This window comes from Bacteroidales bacterium (genome assembly GCA_035299085.1).
Classification (GTDB): Bacteria; Bacteroidota; Bacteroidia; order Bacteroidales; family UBA10428; genus UBA5072.
Window position 1 is genome coordinate 39,748 of record DATGXG010000029.1, and the last position, 21,476, is coordinate 61,223.

The following is a 21,476-nucleotide window of genomic DNA, read 5'->3' on the forward strand; positions in this document are numbered from 1 at the left end:
GATATGAACCAATACATCGAACGCGTCATTGACCTGACGAAGCCGGAAAAGAACATCATTTACAATATGTCGCATGAAGAGGCAGTGAATATCCTTAAAAGCGGCGATGTGGATGCTGTTCGGAAGATTGACGGACAGTTTGCCCTGTTATCAGTCGACGGTAAAACAATTCGGATGGCCCGTTCCATCAGCAGACCCTTACGGTATTTCATTGCAAAACGGGCGGCAGGACCCAACCTGGTTGTAGCCGAAAGGATTGACGAAATCTACAAATATCTAGTCAGCGAAGGTCTTGATGACCAGTTCCACCCTTCTTATACCCGAATGGTACCCGCTCATTATATAACTAAAATTGAGCTGCTGGGTTGCCCTGATCCTAACCCGGTGTATGACCGGTTCTTTACACCGCAACGCAATAGATTCTCTGCGGATGATCCGTCTTCCATAGGCAAATTGTATATCGGAAATCTCTATAATGAAATTAAGAAATGGCTTTCGGGCCATGCTGTTAACGGCCCCATTGGTGTCAGCTTTTCAGCAGGCATCGACAGCGGATCCGTATTCTTGCTGACCTATCATGCCTTACGCGAACTGGGCCTGAGTCCCTCAAGATTAAAAGCTTTTACATTAAGCGTGGATGGCGACGGGCAAGACCTAATGCAGGCAAGAGATTTCATGGAAAAACTGGGACTTGAAATGTTCCTGGAGCCTGTGGAGGTTGATTTCTCCAGCCTTAACTGGCAAAAGGCGGTTAAGATCATGGAAGATTATAAGCCGCTTGATGTACAATCTGCTACAATGAGCCTTGCTTTGCTCGAAGGCATCAGGAACCGTTACCCTGATTGGAAATATGTAATCAGCGGGGAAGGCGGCGATGAAAATCTTAAAGATTACCCTATTGAGGAAAACCCGGAGCTCACCATCCGCAGTGTGCTGAATAACCTTATGCTGTATCACGAGGGCTGGGGCGTAGCATCAATAAAACATTCACTCACCTATTCCGGCGGATTAAGCCGTGGAATCACCCGCACACTGGCACCGGCAGAAATGCTCGGATTTGATGATTTCAGCCCCTATACGCTGCCCAATGTGATAGAAATAGCCGAGGGTATACCCTACATTGAAATGACTGACTGGGATCATGAAAAACTATATGAACTGAAGGGTTCCATTGTAGCATCCGGTGTTAAAGCTGTAACCGGTATGGACATGCCTGTATATCCGAAAAGACGTTTTCAGCATGGCGCCGCTTCAGGAAAAGCATTTAAAAAACTTTTCCCTGAAAAAGAGATTGTGTACAGGAAGCAATTCCTTTCGATGTATGAATGATCCGGGTATTATTCATAATAACCGGATCATTTCACACAGGGGTCCGAAAAACATCGTGGATCCCTTCAGACCTTATGGCTGGCTGGTAGAAAAGGAGAGAACTTCAAAAGGCATTGTTGAAGACACTGCTGTAGTGTTCCTTACAAACAGGGAATGCCCTCTTCACTGCCTCATGTGTGACCTGTGGAAAAACACACTGGATGAAACCGTTACGCCAGGCGCCATACCTGCACAAGTTCAGTATGTTTTGTCGCATATCAGCGGTGTAAAGCATATTAAGCTATATAACAGTGGCAGCTTTTTTGACCCCAATGCGATACCTCCCGGAGATTACAAAGCGATTGCCGATTTGCTCAGTGACTTTGAAACGGTAATTGTCGAAAGCCACCCGGTGTTTATAAACCACCGTACTGAGGAATTTAGGAAAATGCTTAAACCGGATTTACATGTGGCTATTGGGCTTGAAATCGCTGATGACAGGATGCTGCTGAAACTCAATAAGAGGATGAGCCTTTCCGATTTTAAGAAGTCAGTCGGATTTCTGAGTAACCTGTCGGTTCTGTCGCGTGCATTTATTCTTCTCCGGCCGCCATTTGCATCGGAAGAAGAAGGTATTGAATGGGCGTGTAAATCCATTGATTTTGCGTTTAGCGCGGGTATTGAATGTTGCACGGTAATACCGGTGAGGGGAGGAAACGGTGTCATGGAACAACTGAAAAATGACGGCATGTTTTTACCCCCTGATATCCGGTCGCTTGAAAAGGTGATTGAATACGGAATCAGTCTTCAAAAAGGTAGGGTATTTGCCGATACTTGGGATCTCGGGCTTTTCTCAACGTGTGATCACTGCCTGACTGCCAGAACAGAAAGGTTAAACATAATGAATCTTACTCAGGAGATACCTGGACAAATTGTTTGTGAATGTAACCATACATCCCTTCACACCTGACAGTGCACGAAGGACTGTCAGCGTTTGATTTTTTAATTATAATTTACCTGATAAATGAAAAAACTGATTTTTTTACCTCTGACGATTCTTGTTGTCATGTCATGCACACAAAACAACGATGCATTGAAACATAAAGCACTATCCATTGCCACGCAATTTGCGTTACAAAAAACCGATCAGGGGAAAGCATTTACCGATTCAAACGGTGTAGTCTCCGTAGGCGACAGTATGGCACGATTTGTAATCGATCCTGGCCGGGTATTTTCGGGATTGGCTGACTCCGCTTCCAAAAACAGCCAGGTGTGGATTACAATTGATTCCATACATGAACAGGGACTGATGCCGGATTACCATTTACTACTTGAATCGGATGGTGATTCACTTAAAATCGCCCGTGTCATCCGTTCGGATGCCAGGATATTAGGCATTAATGAAGGCATTATAACAGCTGAAGTACCTACTCATGATCCTTCATCACCTTTGTATTACTGCTCAGAGTGCAGAGACACCGTGTTATTTAAGCTGAAAGGAGAATCACTCATCCTGGCGACCCGAAGGTGAACGCTCACATGACTATGGGCGCTGTTTGTAAACGGCCACTTTATTCCTGTTTACACCTGCCACAACAAGGGAGGTATCGCCCTTAAAATAAAGAAGTGACTGAACCATTCCCTTGATGGCCATTCCGCTTTGAGACGGAGACAATACATTAAACGTTCCTTTTCCGGTATTCAGCATCACATTACTCTTGCTGGCATCATAATAGCCGGTGGCAATATCATAGGTATGATCGTTTCCTGTAAGGATAACATCCTGCATATTGTCCCCGTTAAGATCCGTTACAATCATTCTGGTTATAGGCGCCAATTGCAGAGGCAGGGGCAGCTTTTCCCAGGTAAAGGTACCTTTGTCATTCCAAAGGATGTAGCTTGAAGCGGTTTTAACCTGCAACTTAAATTCAGCCTGTTTAAGAAAAGCCGGATCAATCATGTCCTTAAAAGAGGCGTAGCTAAACGTGGCGTAATCCTGGAATCTCCTGGCAAAATAGTTGGATTGTGACCACAGTTCATCCAGGTAATTTATGGGATATTCTGTCATCTGGCCTGAAATGTCGGTCCAGTAACCGGTTGCTATCGGATCAATTGTACCGTCCATATCCAGGTCAATTGCATAAAGCGAAAGAGGATACTGATCGGAAACGGTAAACCGGTTGTTTTCACCCAGGTTACCGGCTATATAGTCTTCATCGCCGTCCTGGTCAAAATCACCCGCTGCCAAAGAATACCATATCCCGGTATGGTCATTGAATCCGCTGATTGTCTGTGGTTCAAGCCCTTTTCCCTTTATGTTCTTTAATATCAGGAGGGAATTCCAGTCGCGTGCCAGCAATAAATCTTCAAATCCATCCTTATCATAATCCGTCCAGATGGCATCGGTAACCATGCCCAGGTTGAGCTTGCACCAGGGTTCAACATACAATCTTCCTTTATCATTAAGTACAAGCCAGCTATGGTTTGCATAAGGATACATACCTTTTTTAACACGTGAAGCGATAAAGAAATCCATATCACCGTCATGATCAAAATCAATAGCACGGATAACGGAGGCAGGAAACTGGGGTATTGGTAACTGCGTTCTTTCATATTTGCCATTCTGGTTTACATACAGAAAGTGCTTATATTCGCTTTCATCCTGGTTTTCATATCCGCCGGCAATGGCGACTACATCGTTGTCTCCGTCGTTGTCAACGTCAGCTATTTCAAAGCCTGATTCAGAAAATTCCTTGTGACCGGTGAGGCCCGGGAATTCAGTTCTTATAAAACGGTTGTCTTTTTGGATATAGACCATTGTCGGCAATTGATTGGTTGATCCGATAATGATATCGTCAAGACCGTCATTGTTGATATCACCTTTTGCCATGCACGGACCGATCTGGGAGAATTTGTGCTGAATGATTTTTTGGTTCAGGAAGAAATCAGGAAAATCGGTCTGCTGATGCACATAATCGATTACATCATCCGCTTTTTCAAACATATAGCTCTTCTTAACCGGGTTACTATGCGGTTTCTGCACGGCATTATTTTCATCTATAACGATCATCCCGTTAATAGCGGGTGTTTTAATAACCGTTTCATTGCCCGAGGCAGGCCATGTTATGCGCAATGAATCGATCTTTTGATTTTTTCCTATACCGAAGTGCAACACCGGATCCACTGACGAAGCATAGCCGCGTGTAAGAAACTTTTCAAGGAACTGGTATTTACCATTGCTCCAGATTTCGGCTTTGGCTCCTACAGCCATAGTGTTTCCGCCTTTTCCGATAAGACGTATAGAGATATAATTCGAGGTTTTGGAAGATTTTTCAATAGTCTTGTTCCGATACACAAAAGCGTTATCGTCGAGGTTATTAGTGACATAATCAAGATCGCCGTCATTATCCAGGTCAACGAAAGAAGCTCCATAGGAATATGAAGGAGTTTTTCCAAGCCATTCGTCCGTCTTTTGGACAAACTTAAGATTGCCTGTGTTTTCAAATGCCATATTAGGCACCTTAATCGCAGGGGCCTTGTCAATAATCTGTTCATCTGTACCCAGGGACCCGAACATTTCGGCTTTATATTTTGTCCAGTCCTTATCGGTCATATCTTTAGGATAGCCATTGGCAACAAGAAGGTCTTTATCACCGTCATTGTCATAATCGGCAAATAAAGGTGACCAGCTCCATTCTGTGGCATAAATTCCTGCATACTGACCCACTTCACTGTAGGGTACAAGATCGCCGTTAATTAATCCGTTATGAACCTGGAGCATGTTGCGGAGTATCTGGTGCTCATATCCGAACTTATCGTCATTCAGGTAAAATATATAACTGAACCCGTTAATCGTTTGTTTTTTCTTGTAATAATGTTCCGGCAGCATATCCATCGTAAAGATGTCAGGAAAGCCGTCGTTATTGATATCAGCCATGTCATCACCCATTGATGATTTGGTTTGATACGAAAGAAGGGAGGCAATTTCATTTTTAAAAGTTCCGTTGCGCTGGTTTATATAAAGGAGGTCGTTTGACATGTAATCGTTGGATACATAAATATCCGGGTAACCGTCTTTATTTACATCGCCGATTGCCAGTCCCAGTCCGAATCCCTCAATTGTTATCCCGGCTTCAACAGTAACATTTGTAAAAGTTCCGTCATTATTGTTCCTGTAAAGCTGATCGTTGTTTTGTGCAGTGCCATCAGTGATTTTTGCCCTGTACATCGTATTCATGCGGGTTGTCAGCGTATTGTTCAAAACATACAGGTCGAGATCCCCATCGAGATCATAATCGAAGAAAGCGGCATTTACACTCTGATGATCATCGGCTATCCCATATTTCTCAGCCATTTCAGTGAAAGTAGGGGATTCTTTTCCTTTGGAACCATTATTGATCCACAACCTGTTTTTACAGTTTGCCGGGTTAGGCCCGGTGCTTGTAAGATATACATCCAGTAATCCGTCGTTATTTATATCAACCATGGATACACCGCTGTACCACTGGCTATTGTTAAGTCCTTCAAAATTTCGTGTAATGTCCATGAAATTAAAATCTCCAAGATTAAGGTACACTCTCGGAGAAACCATGTTTCCTGCAAAAACGATATCCTGCAGTCCGTCATTGTTCAGGTCGCCAATACCCACACCGGCTCCGTTGTAGATGTATTCATATGTCATCACATGAAAACTGTCGCTTTCAGTTATCCGGTTATTAAAGTCGATTCCTGTCTGCTTTGCTGTAAGCAGTTGAAACCTTGGTGATTTTGAGCATGAAATGGCAAGCAATGCCAGAACAGCAAGGGCAATATTTTTCATGGATTCTCTTATTTAACAGATGCAGCAAAGGATGTAAATATATAAAAAAAGTGGACTACCCTGGGGCAGTCCACTTAAGAATATCATGACAGATATTGATTATCTGTTCTGAACAATTTTACCGTTTGAAAGGTCAATCTGACGCTGAGGAACAGGATAAGTAACATCTTCGGGACCTACAACAGCAGATCCGTAGAGTGCGTTACCCCATGTAAGGGTTTTCTGATAGTTAAGTACCCTGTTGAGTTCTTCTACAGTTTTACCCCAACGATTCAGGTCGAAATACCTGTGGCCTTCAAGACCAAGTTCAAGTTTTCTTTCAATCTGAAGAGCATAGAAAGCTTCATCCTCGTTAGCAAAAGCTGCGGGATATTCAGCGATTTCATAGGTAGCTGCGTTGGTTGTATTGTCGGATTCTTTAACAAAACCGGCAGCATTTGCAGCTCTGTGACGGACCCTGTTGATATAATCTGTTGCTTCGGCCAGATCCGGTGTAGCTTTGAAAATATCACATTCGGCAATCATCAGAAGTACGTCTGCATAGCGGATCATACGATAACCGTTTGAAGTCCAGCCTGATGTCCAGTTACCAACTTCGGTAAACTGACCCTGCTGTGATTTCTTGTAAACCTGTTTCTTGGCTGAGAAAGGTCCGGAATAGCTTTGATCCCTGATCCAGTCGCCACCGGTATGTACACCCCAATCCCAGAAAGGAATACCTCTTCTTCCAACTGACCAGTCAAGACGCGGGTCAACAGGCTGTGATTCATCCTCAGTCCATCTTAATTCCCAGTTTGCAGGTGAAGTCAAAGGATTTTTACCCCTGATACCGTTTGTATCAATACATACATAGCCAAGATCCTTGAAAGGTTCAGCAGGATTATATACAGTAACACCCTGGTTAACAGCGTATTTAGATGTAGGATCCCATATGCTTCCACCCGGAACGCCCTGGTCATTCTTAACAGCATTGGCAGGAGTATCGAAAGTGAAATTCGGCAAAGGAAGACCACCTTGAGTTCTGAACGTATTTACATATTCCTGGTTCGGAATGAAGAAACCGCAGCAACCGCCGGGTGAACCGTTGTTGCCTTTGTAGGGGAAGTTCAGAACTTCGCCGCCACCTGCATTTGATCCGCCTGAACCATCATTTACAGAGTACTGAACGGTATAAATGGATTCTACGCCGTTACGGTTTGCAATGTCGAAAATTTCACCGTATGTAGGTGCAAGTCCGATAGGATCACCGTTCGGCTTTTTACCGTTGAGTTCCACATCCTTAAGCAGAGCGATAGCAGCATCATAATCTTTGTTCATCTGCATTTGAGCTTTAGCCAACATTACCTGGCTTACTGTCTTATTCCAGCGGCCGATCTGGCCCATATCCAAAGCAAGAGAAGTTCCTGCTGTAAGGTCAGCAATGATCTTCGCTTTTATGGTTTCCTGAGATTCAGTATTTGTAACCTCATAAGGGTCAACTGTTTCATCAACATAGGGAATCTTTTCCCAGAATCTCCATGCTTCAAAATGGTAGAAACCGCGAAGAACCCTGGCCTGATTTACGAAGTTATCGTATTGCTCCTGGGTAATCTGGCCTGCATCAAGTGTCATTTTTGCAAACTGAATCGTTGAATTACAACGGGCAATACCTTCATAAAGCATTCTCCATTTGTTATTGATCTTACCGTTTGTGGCAGTTTCAGAGAAAGTCTGGACCGGGTTCATTTCCGGCTGGTCACCTGCGTCTGAACCTTTGTTTGCTTCCAAACCACGTACTGAACCCCAAAGCCAGTTGGTATTGGTGGCATCCCACTGGTCACCGCTTCCGCTGTTGGAAACGCCGTCAAGAAGTGAGTAAGCTCCAATCAACAGGTTGTCAACACCTTTCTCAGATATCAAGACCGTCTGGTCAAGGCTGCCGTTTGGTGTGACTTCAAGGAAGTCACTGCTGCAGGAATTCGCAATTCCGATTGCAGCAATTGATATAGTGATTAATATATTTCTCTTTTTCATCTTATGAAAATTTATTAATTATAAACCAAGATTGAGGCCGACGTTGAACTGCCTTACAGTGGGGTAGTTACCGTAGTCAATACCGAATGCAGTATCACCACCACCGAGTTCGGGATCAAGTCCTGTATATTTGGTAAGTGTGAAAAGATTAACAGCCTGTACATAAACCCTGAGGTTCTTGATTTTTACCTTGTTCACGATGCTTTCGGGAATGGTATAACCAATGGTCAGGTTTTTAAGCCTTAAGTAAGAACCATCCTCAATGTAATAGCTTGTCGACTGTGTATTGGTCGAGAAGTTTGAAGTATTGGATGCCTTAGGAACGTCGGTATTGGTTCTGTCAGGTGTCCAACTCTTGGTCAGCAGGTCCTCGCTCTTCTGTCCCTGGAATGATGGCCAGAAATCAGTCCACCATTTGTTCCAGTTATAGATGTCATTGCCATAGCTTCCATAGAAGAAGGCTGACAGGTCTAAATTCTTATAATTCAGACCAATATTCAAACCATAAGTGAAATCGGGATTGGGGTTACCAATTACCTGGCGGTCACCTGGATCAATTTTAGAATCGAGAGCTGCATCACCCTGGTTAACGTTCTGGAATTTCATGAAGCCGGGAGCAGCACCATCCTGTGTAGGAGAGTTAGCAACATCAGCATCGCTCTGGAAGAGGCCGATAACTTTGTATCCGAAGAATGAGGATACTGCTTCGCCTTCCATGTTACGAACGAGGTTTCCAATACGTGATCCGCCTGATTCAAAGAAAGGAGTGCTGTTGTCAACCTTTATGATTTCGTTCTTGAAGGTTGTGAAAGTCAAATTGGCATTGAAACCAAGGTCACCGAAATTATTCTTATAACCAACTTCCATATCAACACCTGAGTTCTTCATCTGACCTACATTGATATAGGGAGCAGTTGCTGAACCTACGGTTCCCGGTACTTCAGGCTGGAAAAGAAGGTCTTTGGAGGTCCTTGAATACCAGTCAAAAACTAAGGTTAACTTGTTGTCGAACAGACCGCCTTCAAAACCGATGTTTGTACTGACGTTGGTTTCCCATTTAGCATTTGGGTTGGCAATTGTGGTTGCACGGAAACCTTCAACAGAGGAAGTTCCTGTACCATCAAGGTCATAGTATGATGAACCGGCTCCACCGCCATACAATGCATACTGGTTCTGTGGCTGAACCGGGATCTGGTTACCCATGGTACCGTATGATCCCCTGATTTTCAGTTCAGACAGCCAGGGCAGACCATCGAGAAATGCTTCTTCGCCAATGCGCCATCCGGCAGATACTGAAGGGAAAATACCGTATTTATCGTCCTGACCAAATACTGATGAACCGTCACGGCGAACCGTTGCACTCAACAGGTATTTATCCATGAACTGGTAGTCAGCCTTGATAAACTGGCTTAACAACGCTCTAGGAGTGTAGTAATTTGAATTGGCATTCTGTATCTTCTGTCCGTTGTTCAGAGTGCGGAATGACAGTTTATCGGAGAAATAACCGGCACGGTTACCTGATACATCACGGCCAAGACCGGTCTCTAAAGCTTCGTAACCTAATACTGCATTGATTGTATGCTGTCCGAAAGTTTTGTTAAGGTTCAGTGTATTTGACCAGAACCAGTCGCCACCAACACCGGCACCTTCGCTCATGGAAGCGGTACCCACGTTTTCAGCTCTTTCATAGGTAGCAAAACCATAGTCAGTATAATAATAGGTAGCATAGGTACCACCTACTGTGCTTCTGAAATTCAAACCTTCGAGAAGTTTCACATCCAGGTAGGTACTGGCAATCATGCGCAGGTTAAGGTTCATGTCGTCTTTATCCCTGTTGAGGTCAGCCAGTGAGTTGGTGCTGTTACCAAGACGGGGGGCAATACCTGTACCGCCGTATTCGCCAACTTTGAAAGTATGTGATGAACCGGCAATTTCCTGTGTGATAACAGCAGGAATAATAGGCTGTGTTCTGTATGATGCCATCTGGATCGGGCTTCCTTCACCAAGGTTGGTAACCTGGTGTGACCTGGTCATGGCGAGGGTAAAGTTTTCACCAACTTTAACACGGTCATTCAGGAATGTCCATTCCGAGTTGAAACGGCCACTATACCTTTTTTCGTAGGTACGAAGAATGATACCACCCCGGTCGAAATAGCCGAAACTACCGAAGAATCTTGCTTTGTCATTACCACCTGACAATGATATGTCATGGTTCTGAATCGGTGCAGGATCGGTAATTACATCATACCAGTCAGTGTGAGCAGCCCATGAAGGTAATGTAGGAGCTGCATTGGCACTTGAACCATACAGAGGATGAACTTCGAAATCAGGAATGTTATCGTCATCCGGTCCGTCAACTGTACCATTTAATTTATCATTCTTGTAAACAAGCCACTGTAAATCGGCATACCCTTCGGTGGTTACAAAACCGCTTGTCGGGCCTTTGCCGGGCAGCTGGGAGCCAACATACATATCGTAGTTAACCTTGATTCCCTGGCCGCCTTTTTTGGTTGTTACAACGATAACACCGTTTGAAGCCCTGGAACCGTAAACTGATGCTGAACCAGCGTCTTTCAGAACTGTCATGGTTTCAACGTCGTTCGGGTTCAGGGTGGTGATATCGGTTGTAGGAACACCGTCAACAATGTACAACGGGTCGTTTCCTTCGAATGAGCTGATACCCCTGATCCTTACTTTTGCTGCTTCACCGGGCTGTCCGCTTCCTGTTACAGTCACACCTGAAGTGCGGCCCTGTAACTGGCTGGTAACGTTACCGGTAGGAATGGCAGTCAGTTTGGAGGTTTCAACTACACCAACAGCACCTGTGATATCGCGCTTACGCTGTGTTGAATAACCTGTTACAACTACTTCCTGCAACGAAACGATGTCCTGTTTAAGAACTACGTCAATCGCACTCTGAGCACCAACAGTAACTTCTTCGGTAAGATAGCCGATGAATGAAAATTGTAAAACTGCATCGGGACCCGGAACCTTAATCGAATAGGCGCCGTTCATGTCGGTAATTGTTCCGTTCATTGTGCCCTTAAGTAATACATTCACACCCGGTGCAGGTCCTTCACCTTCGATGGTAACCTTACCGGTAATGGTTCTTTCCTGGGCGAAAGCAAAGCCCAATGAAAGCACCATGCTGAGCATAAACAGCGCAATGCGCTGTACCTTGGTAATTTGCATGGTTAAAAGTTTTTTGTAAACAATTAGTTAATATTAGGGTTAAAAAGATAACACCAATCCTTAGGGGGATTAATGTTACTGCAAGATATTAAAAATATATTAAAAATTACATGATCTGTTGTTTTTTTTAAAATTATTCTCTGAATTGTACATTAAGTTAAAAGTTAATAACCAGAAAAACAATAAAATAAGATTTAAATATTGTTGAAAATATTCTACTAACTATCTCAATGTTTCACTGTAGCGGGTATTCAAAATCAGCACATTCTGATCAGCACACCGTCATTGAAACTAACGTAACACTCTTTTTCATTCTTTTACCGGACGCCCTTTCTACGTTAAAACTGAGGTAATAACAGGAACAGACGTGAAAAACATTTGTTTCGTTAGTTTTATGAAAATTTAACCATTTCGTTACATTTTTTTAAAAAAACATCAATTTCCGGGTAAATTATTATCTTCATTGAATGAAAAATGAAGAATGAAAAATGAAGAATGAAAAATGAAGAATGAAAAATGAAAAATGAAATAATGAACACCGAACACCGATTTATGATTTAAGAAGTTTTACCTAACAGACTAACAGACTAACAGACTACTCCCATGACAAAACTTATCAAAAAGGAATACCTCGTTCCCTTCATTCTCGTAACTGCCCTGTTTTTATTCTGGGGGATTCCCGGGAACATGAATGATATCCTTATCAAACAGTTCATGAAATCATTCGAATTAACCAGGCTTCAGGCAGGACTTATCCAATCGGCCTATTATATGGGTTATTTTGTACTTGCAATACCGGCAGGCCTGCTTATGCGGAGGTTTGGTTATAAGGCAGGACTGGTAACCGGTCTTATGCTTTTTGCCCTCGGCGCTCTCCTTTTCTGGCCCGCTGCTATTATTGGTAAATTCGGTTTCTTCCTTTTCGCCCTTTTTGTAATTGCTTCAGGTGCATCATTTCTTGAAACCGGTGCCAATCCTTTTATTGCAACCCTCGGGGATCCGGAATCATCGGAAAGAAGGCTTAACTTTTCACAGGCCTTTAATCCTATCGGTGCCATTTCCGGTGTGGGCATCGGCACACTGTTTATTCTATCGGGCATTGAACACAGTCCTGAGAAGATTGAAGCACTGAAACAGGCTGGTACCTATGCTTCCTACCTTCACAGCGAAACACTCCGGGTAATCGTTCCATATGCCGTACTGGGTTCAATTGTTTTTTTATGGGGCATTTTAATTCTGGTTACAAGGTTTCCTAAATCAACGGGTACTGAGGAAGAAGACAGAGGACTGATCAAAGACCTGTTTAAATACCCGCATTTTTATAAAGGTGTATTTGCCCAGTTTTGCTATGTGGGTGCACAGGTAGGCACATGGAGTTTCTTTATACAATATATACAGGATTATACCGGTGAACATGAAAAACTTGCCGGAACACTGCTTGTTGGCACGCTGGGAGCTTTTGCCGTCGGACGGTTTTCTGCCACCTGGCTCATGCAGTATGTCAAACCATCCAGGCTTATGGGGATCTACGGATTCATTAATATTACACTCGTTCTTCTTGCCATCCTTGTACCGGGATGGATCGGTGTCTGGTCCATATTTCTGACAAGCTTTTTTATGTCGCTGATGTTTCCCACCATATTTGCCATGGGAATTAAAGGCCTGGGTGAAAATACAAAGCTCGGAAGTTCCCTGATGGTCATGGCCATTATCGGCGGTGCCGTATTTACCCCGATCATGGGCGTGATTTCCGACCGCACACACAAAATGGCCATAGCCATGATCGTAGTGCTGGTTTGCTATATCGTGGTTACCTGGTATGCATTTTTAGGCAGCAAACCTAAGGGATCGTCATTGCGAGGAGCTTGAAAAAACTATGATTATAGTACAAAGTTTTCGTCGACGAAGCAATCTGCCGGAACAGGCACAGCGATACAAAGAGTGTTTCATGGCTAGGCTCTTCCTGTTCGGGCAGAATGCTTCGTCGACATCAATATAAGTTATAATCATAACTTTGTCTGCTCCTCGCAATGACGGATCTTTCTAAACATCTAATCATCTAAACTTCTAAACCACATGATAAGAAGAAACTTCCTCACTACCTCCGCCCTCGCTGCTACAGGCATACTGGCCTGCACACCCAAAAAAGTTGAAACCGCAACAGCTGAAACCGGTGCCCTTGCTGATCCTCTGGTTCAGAAAGCCATTAATGTGCTTTTGTGCAACCAGCGTATGGCATGGGAACAGGGTACCGCTTCGCAGGCTCTTATTTCAGTTGGTAAGAAAGACCTTGCCATCTTGTTTGCCCGCGATGCCGTTGTCAGGCAAACTTCCGAAGGCCGCCTCGGAATTGTAGCCAATGACCCGGGAGTTACCGATCCGGCTTCGAACGGTGAAGCTGTACTCCTTGCCTGGAAAGAAACAGGTGATGAAAAATATAAGAAGGCTGCGGAAGCCATGTACAATTATCTTAAAAACATAGCTCCAAAAACAAAGGACGGTGTTTTGCATCATATTACGTACGCACCCCAGGTATGGAGCGACGCTTCTTTTATGGCCCCTCCGTTTCTTGCCCTGATGGACGATTATGATGAAGCCGTGAAGCAAATAGCCGGATTTGTGAAGTATCTTATGGACCCCGAAAAGAAACTGCTGTACCACCAGTGGGACGAATCAAAGAATGAATATTCCCGCAAGCTGCTGTGGGGTGGGGGAAACGGATGGACTGCCGCTGGAATAGCTAAAATCATCAATGTGCTTCCCTCCAACCGGGATGACCTGAAAACCACACTCACCGGCATTGGCAAAGACATTATCGACGGATGCATTGCCTTTATGCGGCCGGATGGATTATTCCACGACATCATTGACGACAGCAATTCCTTTGTTGAAACGAATCTTGGACAGATGATCGCTTTTTCAATCTATACAGGTGTTAAATCGGGATGGCTCGATGCTTCATACCGCGAAAAGGCTGATAGGATGAGAAATGCAGCACGTTCAAAGGTTGACTCACAGGGAGTGATTACCGGGGCATGCGGCTCGCCTTCATTTGACAAGGTAGGCACATCCACCGAAGCCCAGTCGTTTTTCATCATGATGGAAAGCGCATGGCATTCACTCCAGTCGTGAATACTCAAACCTGGGAAAGCCTGACCGGCCGTCGAGTGTATAACTCAGGAAACGAAGTTTGAAATAATTTCCCTGCGCGGTTTTTACAACGTAATTGTAACCGGTTTTTACTTCATAGGTAGCAGATCCGCCTCCTGTAATATCTACAGTGACATTCTTCCACCTGTAACCCGGAATGTCGCGCTCGCCTGTAAGATCCATTCCGGCAACCCTGTCGATAGTAATGTCATTGTAAGCGGACACTGAATCAATGGCTACCCGGGTATTCCATACATTCAGCAATGCTCCGCCCACATGATAGGGTATGGTTTGTCCGAACAGCGTAGCCAGGTCATAATACGGGGTAAACACAAGGTCGTATTCATCATGGCCCGGTTCAGGCTGCACCTGGTCTTTTACCAGGAAAGAATAATATACAAAATTAAAACCGCTCTTTTTCCTGATACTTACACTATCGGATTGAACGGCATCCAGGTACCTGAACCGGTAACTACTGTCGGTTACTTCATCAAACACAATTTTTTTAATCTGCTGAAAGGTTCCGTTAATTAAACGCCCCAGCAGGTAAACATTTCCGGTATACTGTTTCTGTATCCCTTCCGTAAACACCCAATTGCCTGCGGCAGTGCCTTCAGGCCACAACGACTGCACATCGTATAAACCCGTCAGAGCATCAGGAAAATGAGAGGACTGGTTCATGTCGGTCACACCGGTATTATATAAAAACCAGTGCGCCCCTGAATTGGTGATGATATGCCAGCCATCGGGCCCGCATTCGAAACCAAGCTGCCAGTCGTTAACAGGGTTTACCGAAACCGTTTGCCCTGATTCAAGGTCAAACCAGGTCTGGTATACCTGAACGGAATCCTGAATTGTTGTAATGCTTCCCGGAAAAGGCTTCACAGGTTCATCTTCGGTGAAACACGCCTGCATCAAGAGAATCAGCAGTAATCCGGGGATGAGAAGCTTCATTCGTTCATTTTTTATCAAAGGTGAAAATGGCATTCATAAAGAAAACTCTTCCGTAACCTATGGCAGCTGAATTGTCCACGCTGCCGTGAAAATTAAGATTTCCGGGTGAATCAATCAATGTGACGTTGAAAATATTTTTCAGACCGGTTGAAATAAATAACCGGTCTGACATAAACGATCTTGACAAAGTGGCATCAAGCGTATTATAGCTGCTGGTGAGTTCCTGTGCAATGCCGTCAAGCTGTCCTTCGGGACTGTAATTGCCGGCAAAATCAAGAAACCGGTCGGTGTATTTGTAAAAAAGCGCCAGTTGCAAACCGGGCTTAAGAAATTTCAAGGTAGCTGAGGTTACAAAATCGGTTGACCAGCTGTAGCTGTTATTCTGATCAATCCGGTTTCTGCCCGTTGCCGTTATAGTTGAATTCCATGTAAACCGGGGTGAATACCTCAGTGTTATACCGGCCTCGGCTCCCATCGTCTTAAAATGCCCGGGTACATTGAAATACTTTCCCCATCCCGGTTTTTGAGTACTGATAGCCAGTTGCACAGCATCTTTTATCGAATTGTAAAAAACAGAAGTTTCAAGTCCTATCATTCTTCTGTCACTATAAAGCGTATAATTTGCAGAAGCGCTCACGTTATCGGCCGTCTCAGGCTTTAACTCCGGGTTTCCGTGTATTTCATGGTTGTTGTCGATGAATTCAAGATACAGCTGTTTAAGGGATGGAGCCCTGAATCCCTTTGCATAGGAGGTTCTCAGTACAAGATTGTCTTTTACGTATTTTAAAGTTACCCCGTATATTACCGGAGCGCTGTAATTTGAATTGTGCATAAGCCTCAGGCCGGGCTGGATGCTGAGTCGGTTAACAGGGGAATAAATTATCCCGCCAAATGCTGATAAGTCATATATGTCTTTCCGTCCGCCGGTTCGCTTTCCGTCCGCCGATTCGTAATTCATATCTATACCGGTCTGAAACTGAATTTTACCTCCCGGTTTATTTGAAATGAATCCACGGGCTGATACCATGTTGAACCTTGTTGTGTCGTGAAGATCTGCATCAGCGGCCAGTGTCTTATGCAGGTTAACAAGGTCGTTAAGGTATGTCAATTTCTTTTTTTCATAATAGGAATACCCCGCCTGCAGGTTGAACATGATCTTTTTGTCTGAACTGGTTACCAGGTTCAGCCTGTTGTTCCATCGCGCGGTGAAATGATACCCGTCGAGCGCCTTTTCATAAAGATTTGCCAGTGTCAGGGCTCCCGGGTCCCTGAGTTCTTCATGTAGGTAATCTGAGAATAGTGCCAGTTTAAGATTTTGGGTCTTCACCCGGTAATCGACGCCTGCCATGTATTGTAGTTTCGGCTTCCATACACGGTACCTGGAGGTATCAACCGGTCCCCAGCCTGAAAAAAAATTCCTGGCGGCATTGAAGCCTATCGACTGATTTTTTTTTGTTCTTGAATACTGAGCATTCAGGTTATAAATACCGGCAGATTCATAATATCCGTTCGCCGAACCGTGCCAGGGTTTGTCTGAATGATCGGCAGTTATAATATTAATGGCACCGGCCAGGGCATTGCTTCCGTATACCACCGACATAGGCCCTTCAACAATTTCGATATGATCGACGTTGTTCAGTGTAAGCTGACCCAGGTCAATTCTGTCGGCAATTCTTCCGGTCACCGGCATTCCGTCAATCAAAATTTTTACATGTTCACCACTCAGTCCCCGAATTCGTACATAGTCGCCCAACACCCCTTCGGAGCGTACCTGGAAACCGGGTTCGGTCCGCAATAACTCTCCCAGCGAAGAAGCAGCTTTAAGCCGGATATCTTTCTGATCAATGACCCTGATATCATACACCGACCGGTCGGCAGGTTGCGGACGGTACTGGCCCGTTACCACAACCTGCCGGATGGTATCCGTTTTCTGACCGGTGGCTGTTATGCAGATAAAAGTGAGGCATACAGGAAAAAGTGAAAAAACAGTATGCCTTGTGAGAATATGCTTAATGAAATCAGTCAACTTTCTTTATTTTAATATCGATGGTTCCTGCAGTGTTTCCGCCATATCCTGTAAAATATAACTGCCATGTATGGCCGTCGACTGATTGAATGAAATAACTGGTACTGTCGGCTATGGATATCTCATGAGTTACCGGATCGGATACTTTCCAGTCATAACCGATCACATCCGCTGCATCACTGAATGTTGCCCCGGTGTCGTTTACTTTCTCGGGATCACCGGTAACTTTGGCAACCTTTACATCCGGATTCGATAACACGCCCATCACAGGGTAATCCATAAACTGACCGGGTCCGGCAGGTATCTTAACCACATACCTTGTAAAAAGGAGATCCCATGAATCCATATCAGGTTCTGCTTCCACAACCTGGTTATCCACAAGCGAATAATGAATAAAATGTTTCTTGTTATCATAAGGGGTAGTAGGAAGTGAAGCAACCTGCTCATTCCCGCCGTCCAGGTCTGCCCAGCGGAATAAATTGCTTGAAGTGGCTCCAAGCTTTGCCCTGATCATGAACTTCTTCATCGAACTGTCTGAAAGTTTAATAACATAAACCGAATCACCTCCCACGTTATGATCGGTGTTGGCATGATACGTGCCCCACCCGTAATTCGGAAAACCGGTTGCTGTGCGGTTAAATGCCCCGTTTGACCAATCCGATTTATCGTTGAATAGTTTACTTCTTCCTGTTGTTGATGCCTCATTAACAGCATCCCAGTCGTTGGTATCACCAACACTGTATAGTTCAACGCCGGCTCCTTCATTGATCAGAACTGTCGCTGTTTGCAGGGGAACGGAAAAAGCGATATCCCAGGTTGACCGTTCAACGGATGATGCCACCCCGTTTGCGAGACTATAATATATATCATTTGAACTGTTTGAACCCATAGCTACTGTGGCTGAAACAAAAGATTTACTTATGCTGTTATCATCATTTTTTTCGCAGCCAAAAACAACCATAGCCAGCAAGGCCATGAAATAAAGTGATTTATTTACCATGTTAAAATTATTTACGATTTACGATTATTCACCTCACCCCCTTACCCCTCTCCTAAAAGAGAGGGGCGATTCGCACAGGCACAGCTTAACGCCCCTCTCTTTTAGGAGAGGGGCTGGGGGTGAGGTGTGACAGCGCAAATTTTAATTTGAAGGGGGTCCCCGGAAAAGAAGATCGGTCAGGTAAACTGTAAGTATTCCCGGATTCTTATCAGGAATTTTAATGACAGAAAAAGCAAGCTGCTTTTCGAATTTCAGGGGTAAGATGAGATCATCCTGTTGCTGATCAGCATGGTGACCGGTGTAAGACAATGTCTTTGCATCAGATAACAGGTTATATTCGTGACTTTGGTGAGGTAAGCTAAAATGGTGCCTTCCAGTGATCCCGATGATCATGAAAGCCCATACCAGTGATAAATACAGCAGATAGGGAAGAGCGGTATTTAAACCTCCGAGAAAAAACATGCAGGTGCGAATTTAACATATAACAAAAAAAAGACCCGAAAGTTTCGGGCAAAAAATATTTACGATTTAAAGATTTACGATTTACGATTATGCCTCAATAGATATCCAATCGTAAATCGAACCAATCGTCAATCGTCAATTGTAAGTTGTTTTCTAATCGTAAATCGAATTAATCGTAAATCGTAAATCGTCAATCGTCAATCGTAAAATATAGCTATAGGCTGAGCAATACCTTCAGCCTATAGCCAACAGCCTATAGCCTTTTCTCTCATACCGCTGTTGTTCCGCCACCCCCGATCAGCCTCAGCAGAATGGCGATGATGGCCAGGACCAGCAGGATGTGAATTACTGCTCCTGCGCTGTATGCGAAAAATCCTATTGCCCATCCGATTATCAGAATAACAGCAATAACATAAAGTAAGTTTCTCATCTCATTGATTTTTAATTAAATACTGGAAAATTAGAATACAAATCCCAGGGTAGCCTGCACCCAGGCATTTTTATATCTCGGATCGCTCGACGTACCATCTCCGTTATTATTCTGAAGATCAAAACCCACTCTTCCCGATATTACTAAAGGATAAGCAATCAGGTCAATTCCTCCTGTCACCCCAAACACATTCTTCCTGATATTGTAATCTCTGAGTTGTGTTTGCTGTTCGACTGATACGTTACCGGAGTTAATGACCAGTTTTTTATTAAGTAAAAATGAATACATAGGTCCTGCAACAATGAACAGGTGCTCGCTTGGTTTTATTTGCAGCATAAGGGGAACATCCAGGAAATCTGCCCGGCGTGTATACTTCACATCGGTAGCAACAATGTTACCTTTACCTACAAATCCTTTTTGAGAATAAAGCAATTCAGGCTGCAAACCGATATAGGTGCCGATAGGAATAGATAAGTAAAGTCCTCCTGCAAAACCTATCTTGGCACTGTTGCTCAGATCCTGGGACCTGGAATCATAAATTGTTGAAAGATTAACGCCGGCTTTCAGACCCAATGCAGGTTTGTTCCTGATACTTTCTGTTACGTCCATATCATTATCCTGTGCATGAATCGTGAGGACGGCAAGCGATGCTATCAGCAACGCCATCATTTTTGCGCATATCGTCTTCATAGTATTAACAATTAAATTATAACTTGTTCTATTCAATAACATAAAAAGCCATCCTGAAAGACGGCTTTTTTTATTTTATAGCAGGATTTTAGTGTTTGTCTTCGTTTGTTTTCAGTCCCCATAATTCAACACGCGCTTCACGGTCACTCCGGTTTGCCAGTGTTTTATAAACAAAAACCACTTTCTTTAAATCACGTTCACCGCCTTTAATCTCAATAACGCGGCTTTCACCCTGTGGCTTGATCGGAAAATTTACATTGATATCCTGTTTTCCGCCATCGTCAAAATAGGCTTCAAGACTCATCAAATGAATGGGTACATCCATAACTTTGAATTTCAACGCGCCAAATTTATCGGCTCCTGAAACAGAGATTTCATCACGATCGGTATTGAAACTAACTGTTGTTTCACCCAGTTTATACCAATCGGTTTTATCGCTGGTGACCACTTTGTGATCTTTCTGCTGTGCACCTGCATTGAAAAATACCAGTGCCGCACACAAAGAAACGAATAGTGTTTTCATCGTTTTATTTTTATATACTGCTGTAGAGACGCACGGTTGTGCGTCTCACGGTTGTGCGTCTCTACAACAATTATCATTCTTCATTTATAATTTTCCCAAAATATCCCGGAGTTCACGGTCAGATTTACCAAGCTTTTTTTGCAATCTCCCCATCAGTTCATCTTCCTTACCTTCAACGTAAAGAAGATCATCTTCCGTAAGATTGGCATATTTTTGCTTTAACCTGCCCTTTATTTCATTCCAGTTACCCTTGGCTATTGTGTTACTACTATTGCTCATAACTTTAAAATTTATAGTTAATACTTATTTTGACTCCGTGCTGGCTTCGTAATTAATATCGTTTTCTGCAATTTCGGTCAGCATCCGGTCAGCTTCCTTTTCTTCCTGCAGGGTTTGGTCAAGTAATTCGGCAATATCATCATGTCCCATAGTTCTTGCGAGCTGTGCCAAACCGCCATATGTGGCAATTTCATAATGCTCAATTTTCTGGGCAGCCATAATAATACCGACATCCCTTGTTACAGAACCTTCCTCTGTTTCGTCCATTATATCTTCGCCTTCGTCGATAAGGCCTCTCATGGCTTCACATTTTTTTCCTGCAGCCCTTACACCCAGTTTGTCAAAAATCTGCTCCAGGCGCTGGATTTGCTCCTTGGTTACTTCAAGATGTTCACCGAGTGTTTTTTCAAGCTGCACCGTAGTGCTTTCCTTTTGCATTTTCGGAATGGCTTTCAATAACCTGTTTTCTGCCCAATAGATGTCCTTTAATCCATCAATCAGGAATTCGTGTAATAAAGAGTCCCTCATCATGTCTGATTGTGCTTCCATAATTTGTTTATTTTATTAATTTATATTTGTGAGTTTAAAAAGCATACCATTTTTATAACGAACAGTATTTCAGTATGTAAT

The 21,476-nt window shown here is 43.7% G+C and carries 17 protein-coding genes; 5 read left to right on the forward strand and 12 right to left on the reverse strand.

Translation table 11 applies throughout. From position 1 onward, the window contains the following. Positions 1–3: 3 nt before the first annotated feature. The 3 genes from VK179_09485 to VK179_09495 are packed head-to-tail and all read left to right on the forward strand — an operon-like array spanning position 4 to position 2,839. Positions 4–1,329, forward strand: coding sequence for an asparagine synthase-related protein (locus tag VK179_09485; protein ID HLO58961.1), 1,326 nt, complete (start codon positions 4–6; stop codon positions 1,327–1,329). Next, a complete protein-coding gene (locus tag VK179_09490) occupies positions 1,322–2,278 on the forward strand; it encodes a hypothetical protein (protein HLO58962.1) in 957 nt (318 codons plus the stop codon). The genes VK179_09485 and VK179_09490 overlap by 8 nt, the downstream gene beginning before the upstream one ends. Before the next feature lie 54 nt (positions 2,279–2,332). After that, the gene (locus VK179_09495; GenBank protein HLO58963.1) at positions 2,333–2,839 is read left to right on the forward strand and encodes a hypothetical protein; all 507 of its coding nucleotides are present in this window, start codon (positions 2,333–2,335) and stop codon (positions 2,837–2,839) included. Positions 2,840–2,851: 12 nt separating this feature from the next. On the opposite strand, the gene VK179_09500 is transcribed toward VK179_09495, so the two are convergent. The 3 genes from VK179_09500 to VK179_09510 form a co-directional block, all read right to left on the reverse strand. Continuing rightward, entirely contained in the window at positions 2,852–6,127 is a 3,276-nt protein-coding gene (locus tag VK179_09500) for a VCBS repeat-containing protein (GenBank protein ID HLO58964.1), read from the reverse strand. Positions 6,128–6,226: 99 nt separating this feature from the next. Continuing rightward, positions 6,227–8,140, reverse strand: a complete 1,914-nt coding sequence (locus tag VK179_09505; protein HLO58965.1) for a RagB/SusD family nutrient uptake outer membrane protein — start codon at positions 8,138–8,140, stop codon at positions 6,227–6,229. A gap of 18 nt (positions 8,141–8,158) precedes the next feature. Next, a complete protein-coding gene (locus VK179_09510; GenBank protein ID HLO58966.1) occupies positions 8,159–11,332 on the reverse strand; it encodes a TonB-dependent receptor in 3,174 nt (1,057 codons plus the stop codon). Between the two features lie 603 nt (positions 11,333–11,935). Between VK179_09510 and fucP the strand changes: the two genes are divergently transcribed. Then, on the forward strand, positions 11,936–13,201 hold the full coding sequence (gene fucP / locus VK179_09515) for an L-fucose:H+ symporter permease (GenBank protein ID HLO58967.1): 1,266 nt from the start codon (positions 11,936–11,938) through the stop codon (positions 13,199–13,201). A gap of 207 nt (positions 13,202–13,408) precedes the next feature. Further along, a complete protein-coding gene (locus VK179_09520; protein ID HLO58968.1) occupies positions 13,409–14,464 on the forward strand; it encodes a glycoside hydrolase family 88 protein in 1,056 nt (351 codons plus the stop codon). Here VK179_09520 and VK179_09525 read toward each other — a convergent pair. The 9 genes from VK179_09525 to VK179_09565 form a co-directional block, all read right to left on the reverse strand. Next, the gene (locus tag VK179_09525) at positions 14,450–15,436 is read right to left on the reverse strand and encodes an HmuY family protein (protein ID HLO58969.1); all 987 of its coding nucleotides are present in this window, start codon (positions 15,434–15,436) and stop codon (positions 14,450–14,452) included. The two genes, VK179_09520 and VK179_09525, sit on opposite strands and share 15 nt — an antisense overlap. A gap of 4 nt (positions 15,437–15,440) precedes the next feature. Further along, positions 15,441–17,462: a TonB-dependent receptor gene (locus VK179_09530; GenBank protein HLO58970.1), complete on the reverse strand. Its 2,022-nt coding sequence runs from the start codon at positions 17,460–17,462 to the stop codon at positions 15,441–15,443. Continuing rightward, entirely contained in the window at positions 17,455–18,462 is a 1,008-nt protein-coding gene (locus VK179_09535) for a hypothetical protein (protein ID HLO58971.1), read from the reverse strand. The genes VK179_09530 and VK179_09535 overlap by 8 nt, the downstream gene beginning before the upstream one ends. A gap of 141 nt (positions 18,463–18,603) precedes the next feature. Beyond that, positions 18,604–18,924 (reverse strand): hypothetical protein, encoded by a 321-nt coding sequence (locus VK179_09540; GenBank protein ID HLO58972.1) that lies wholly within the window; start codon positions 18,922–18,924, stop codon positions 18,604–18,606. Positions 18,925–19,192: 268 nt separating this feature from the next. Further along, positions 19,193–19,354 (reverse strand): lmo0937 family membrane protein, encoded by a 162-nt coding sequence (locus VK179_09545; GenBank protein ID HLO58973.1) that lies wholly within the window; start codon positions 19,352–19,354, stop codon positions 19,193–19,195. A 30-nt stretch (positions 19,355–19,384) separates the two neighbouring features. Next, complete coding sequence (locus VK179_09550; protein ID HLO58974.1) at positions 19,385–20,044, reverse strand: porin family protein; 660 nt, start codon at positions 20,042–20,044, stop codon at positions 19,385–19,387. An 88-nt stretch (positions 20,045–20,132) separates the two neighbouring features. Continuing rightward, positions 20,133–20,567: a hypothetical protein gene (locus tag VK179_09555; GenBank protein ID HLO58975.1), complete on the reverse strand. Its 435-nt coding sequence runs from the start codon at positions 20,565–20,567 to the stop codon at positions 20,133–20,135. An 84-nt stretch (positions 20,568–20,651) separates the two neighbouring features. Then, positions 20,652–20,846: a CsbD family protein gene (locus tag VK179_09560; GenBank protein HLO58976.1), complete on the reverse strand. Its 195-nt coding sequence runs from the start codon at positions 20,844–20,846 to the stop codon at positions 20,652–20,654. Positions 20,847–20,870: 24 nt separating this feature from the next. Further along, complete coding sequence (locus VK179_09565) at positions 20,871–21,395, reverse strand: ferritin-like domain-containing protein (protein ID HLO58977.1); 525 nt, start codon at positions 21,393–21,395, stop codon at positions 20,871–20,873. Between the last annotated feature and the right edge of the window lie 81 nt (positions 21,396–21,476).